Origin of the sequence: Devosia sp. (genome assembly GCF_014860165.1) — a bacterium.
Taxonomy (GTDB): domain Bacteria; phylum Pseudomonadota; class Alphaproteobacteria; order Rhizobiales; family Devosiaceae; genus Devosia.
Genome location: NZ_JACZKG010000022.1, coordinates 1 through 4238, shown reverse-complemented (window position 1 = coordinate 4238; position 4238 = coordinate 1). Strand labels below are relative to the sequence as shown.

Here is a 4238-nt window from a genome sequence, read left to right as displayed (position 1 = left end):
CATGACCACGGTCTGGGGGCGGAAGCGCTCGATGATCGATCGGACATGCGGGCGGATGCCCGGCGAGGTGATGAGCACGGGCAGTTCGCCCTGGTGGGCGGCGCGTTCATAGGCGCTCTGGATGGCGCCGATGAACTGCTGCAGGCGACTGGGCGCCATGGCCAGGTGGCGGTTTTCGCCATCGCCGACCATGGCCTCGGCGAAATCGCGTTCCCATTGTGGGCCCAGGGTCAGCAGCGGCAGGTTGCCATCGGGGCCGAGATTGGCGGCGCAGAGCTGGCGGGCGAGGCGGCTGCGGACATGCTCGGCAATGGTCTGCACCGAGCGGCCGGGGCCGGCGATTTCGGCAATGCCTTCGAGAATGGTCGAGAGATCGCGGATGGAGATACGCTCGTTGAGCAAGGCCTGCAGTACACGCTGCACGCCCGAGACCGAGATCAGGCCGGGGACGATATCCTCGACCAGTTTCTGCTGGTCCTTGGGCAGGCCGGAGAGCAGGGACTGCACGTTGGCGTAGCTCAGGAGGTCTGCGACATTGGCCTTGAGCACTTCGGTCAGATGCGTCGAGATGACGGTTGAAGGATCGATGATGGAGAGGCCGCGCAGTTCGGCTTCGTCGCGCAGAGCCGGTTCGATCCAGGTGGCAGGCAGGCCGAAAGTGGGTTCGGTGGTGTGGGTGCCCGGCAGATCGATCTGGTTGCCATAGGGGTCCATGACCATGAGCTGGTTGGCGTGAATCTCGCCGGTGCCGGCTTCCACCTCCTTGATGCGGACCTTGTAGACATCAGGCTCGAGCTGCATGTTGTCGAGGATGCGCACCGGCGGCATGACGAAGCCGAGCTCGATGGCGAGCTGGCGGCGCAAAGCCTTGATCTGCTCGGTCAGGCGATCGGAGCCGTTCTCGTCTTCCTTGACCAGGCTCAGCAGGCCATAGCCGAGTTCGAGTTTGAGCTCGTCGATCTTGAGGCTGTCGGCGATCGGGGCTTCGGTGTTTGCCGCGCCGCCGCCGCCGGGCTGGCCAGGCGGGGTATCGAGCGCTGCCCGGGTTGCGGTCTCGGCATCCTTGACGTCCTTGGTGCCGGCCGCGCGCCAGGCGACATAGCCGACGCCGCCGGCCAGGGCCAGGAAGGGCAGGACCGGCATGCCGGGCAGGAGAGCCAGCAGCGCCATGACGGCCGAGGACATGCCGAGCGCACGCGGATAGCCGGTGAACTGGGCCGACAGGGCCTTGTCGGCCGAACCGGTGACGCCGGACTTGGAAACGAGGATACCGGCGGCGGTGGAGACGATGAGCGCGGGGATCTGGGAGACGAGGCCGTCGCCGATGGTCAACAGGGAATAGACGTTGCCGGCCTCCTGGAAGCTCAGGCCCTCCTGCATCATGCCGATCAGGATGCCGGCGCTGACATTGATGAAGGTGATGATGAGGCCAGCAATGGCGTCGCCGCGCACGAATTTGGACGCACCGTCCATGTTACCGAAGAAGGCGCTTTCGCCTTCGAGTTCGGCACGGCGGCGCTTGGCGGTGTCTTCGTCGATCAGGCCGGCGCTGAGATCGGCGTCGATGGCCATCTGCTTGCCGGGCATGGCGTCGAGGCTGAAGCGGGCGGCGACTTCGGCGATGCGGCCGGAACCCTTGGTGATGACGATGAAGTTGACGATGACCAGGATGATGAAGACGACGATACCGATGACGAAATTGCCGCGCGTGACGAAATTGCCGAAGGCCTCGATGACATGGCCGGCGGCGCTGGTGCCGGTGTGACCTTCGCTCAGGATCAGGCGCGTGGTGGCCAGGTTAAGGCCCAGCCGCAACATGGTTGCGATCAGCAGGACGGTCGGGAAGGACGAGAATTCGAGCGGCTTCTGGATGAACAAAGCCGTCATCAGGATCATCACCGAGAAGACGATCGAGATGGCCAGGAGCAGGTCGACCAGCAAAGCCGGCATCGGCACGATGAGGATGACGATCAGCCCCATCACGCCTGCGGCCAGGGCAATGTCGCCCGAGCGCAGGAGATCGATCACCGATGTGGGGGTCGGGATCTTGAAGGCAGGGCGGGCGCCGCTGGTGGGCAGGTCGACCATCTAAGTCCTATGCCACGGAGCGGCGTTCGCCGGGTTCGGGCACATGCGTGCCCTCGTCGGCATATTGGTTGAGCTTGTTGCGCAGGGTGCGGATCGAAATTCCCAGGATGTTGGCCGCGTGGGTGCGGTTGCCCAGGGTGTGATCGAGCGTATCGAGGATGAGGTCGCGCTCGACATCGGCCACGGTGCGGCCGACCAGGGCCGCCGACATGGTCTGGGCGGTCTGGGCGAGCTGGGCCGAGAGCGAGCTGGTCGCGGCGGCCTCGGCGAGCCCCATGCCGTCGGGCAGCACGATGGCGTCAGGACCGATGATGTCGCCTGACGACAGCAGCACGGCGCGATGGAGGGTGTTTTCCAGCTCGCGCACATTGCCGGGCCAGGGCGCCTTGAGCAGGGCGGCGCGGGCCTCGGGCGAGAGCTCGCGCGGGGGCAGGCCGTTGGCCTTGGCGTATTTGGCGACAAAGTGCTCGGACAGGGCTGCGATATCGCCCGGGCGATCGCGCAGGGCGGGGAGCTTGAGATTGACCACGTTGAGGCGGAACAGCAGGTCCTCGCGGAAGCTGCCTTCGCGGACGGCGTCGGCGAGGTTGCGGTTGGAGGTGGCAAGGATGCGGATATCCACCGGCACCGGCTTGCCGCCGCCGACGCGGTCGATGACACGCTCCTGAATGGCGCGCAGGAGCTTGGACTGCAGGCGCACGTCCATCTCGCTGATTTCGTCGAGCAGCAGGGTGCCGCCCGAGGCTTCCTCGAACTTGCCGATGCGGCGGGCGATGGCGCCGGTAAAGGCACCCTTTTCGTGGCCGAACAGCTCGGATTCGAGCAGGGCCTCGGGGATGGCGGCGCAGTTGACCGAGATGAAGGGCTTGTTGGCCCGCTTGCTGCGCGAATGCACGTATTTGGCGATGACTTCCTTGCCGGTGCCGCTTTCGCCGGTGATGAGGATCGAGGCGTCCGAGCCCGCGATCTGGTCGGCCATCTTGACCACGCGCTCCATCGCCGGGTCGCGGAACAGGAATTCGGAACTGTCGCGGGCCACGGCCGCGATGACGGCGGCGATCAGCTCAGCGTCGGGGGGCAGCGGGATATATTCCTTGGCGCCGGCGCGGATGGCGTTGACTGCGGCAGCGGCATTGGCCTCGACGCCGCAGGCAACGACCGGAATGGCGATGCGCTCGGCTTCGAGCCCGGCAATGAGGCCGGCAATATCCATCACGACATCGACCAGCAACAGGTCGGCGCCGCGGCCAGCACGCAAGGCGGCCAGGGCGATTTCCACCGACGGGGCATGCGCCACCTTGGCGCCGCCGTTCATGGCCATCTTGGTCGCTTCGCTGAGCTGGCCCTCGAGGGCTCCGATGATGAGCAGACGCATCCTGGCCTCCCTTACTGTGGTTTGATGATTTCGGTCATGGTGACGCCGAGCTTGTTTTCCACCAGCACGATTTCACCACGGGCGACGAGCCGATCGTTGACGAAGATCTCGACGGCCTCGCCAACCTGGCGGTCGAGTTCGATGACGGTGCCGGTATCGAGGCGCAGCAGTTCGCTGACGGCCATCTTGGTGCGGCCGAGCACGACCGAGATGCGGACGGGAACGTCGAACACCGCCTCGAGGTCGGCCGCGGTACGTTCGACATGGGCCTGGGGGCCGTCGGCACGGTCGGGGGCCAGCATCTCCTCAAAGGAAATACCGTCCTGCATGGTGATATCGTCGTCGCCGGGTGGGGAAGCGCTCATTGGTCGCTCTCCTGCTGCTTGGCCTGTCCGCCGCGGGCGGCGAGATAGGCAGAAATCTTGAGGTCGATGTCCTTGGCGACGGCGCCGATGTCGCGCACCAGCCCGCCATCGACCCATTCGAGCCGGCCATCGCCGAGCCGCAGGTCGGGATCGCCCATCACCACCAGGCGCCCGGCAAAACCGGAGGTCTGCATATGGGCGGTGGCGACGTCGCGGATGCCGTCGGCAATGGCGGGATGGCAGCGGACCACCAGGTGCGGCACGCCGCCCAGGCTCTGCATGCATTCACCGATCAGTGCGTCGAGTTCGACCGTGGGGTAGCGGGCGAGCAGGTGCAGCGCCAGCTTGCGGCCGATGCTGGCGGCCAGCTCGACCGCCTCGCGCCGGGCCTGGGCGGTGGCGTCATCGAG

Annotated in this window: 3 protein-coding genes and 1 pseudogene; all 4 read right to left on the bottom strand. The window is 66.2% G+C overall.

Annotated features, from left to right (window positions below):
* Window positions 1–2088: flagellar biosynthesis protein FlhA (gene flhA, locus IH615_RS05640; protein WP_291360518.1), on the bottom strand; the 2088-nt coding region annotated here is incomplete at its 3' end.
* Between the two features lie 7 nt (window positions 2089–2095).
* Window positions 2096–3463, bottom strand: coding sequence for a sigma-54 dependent transcriptional regulator (locus IH615_RS05635; RefSeq protein WP_291360517.1), 1368 nt, complete (start codon window positions 3461–3463; stop codon window positions 2096–2098).
* 11 nt (window positions 3464–3474) lie between these two features.
* Window positions 3475–3765 carry a flagellar motor switch protein FliN gene (gene fliN / locus IH615_RS05630; protein WP_291360520.1) on the bottom strand — a complete coding sequence of 97 codons (291 nt, stop codon included), beginning with the start codon at window positions 3763–3765 and terminating at the stop codon, window positions 3475–3477.
* Between the two features lie 59 nt (window positions 3766–3824).
* Window positions 3825–4238, bottom strand: a pseudogene (locus IH615_RS05625) (flagellar assembly protein FliH); the annotation flags it as partial.

What these genes read in the sequence shown, in the direction of transcription:
- fliN (WP_291360520.1), bottom strand. Translation starts at nt 3,765, where the DNA reads ATGCTGGCCCCCGACCGTGCCGACGGCCCCCAGGCCCATGTCGAACGT.
- IH615_RS05635 (WP_291360517.1), bottom strand. Translation starts at nt 3,463, where the DNA reads ATGCGTCTGCTCATCATCGGAGCCCTCGAGGGCCAGCTCAGCGAAGCG.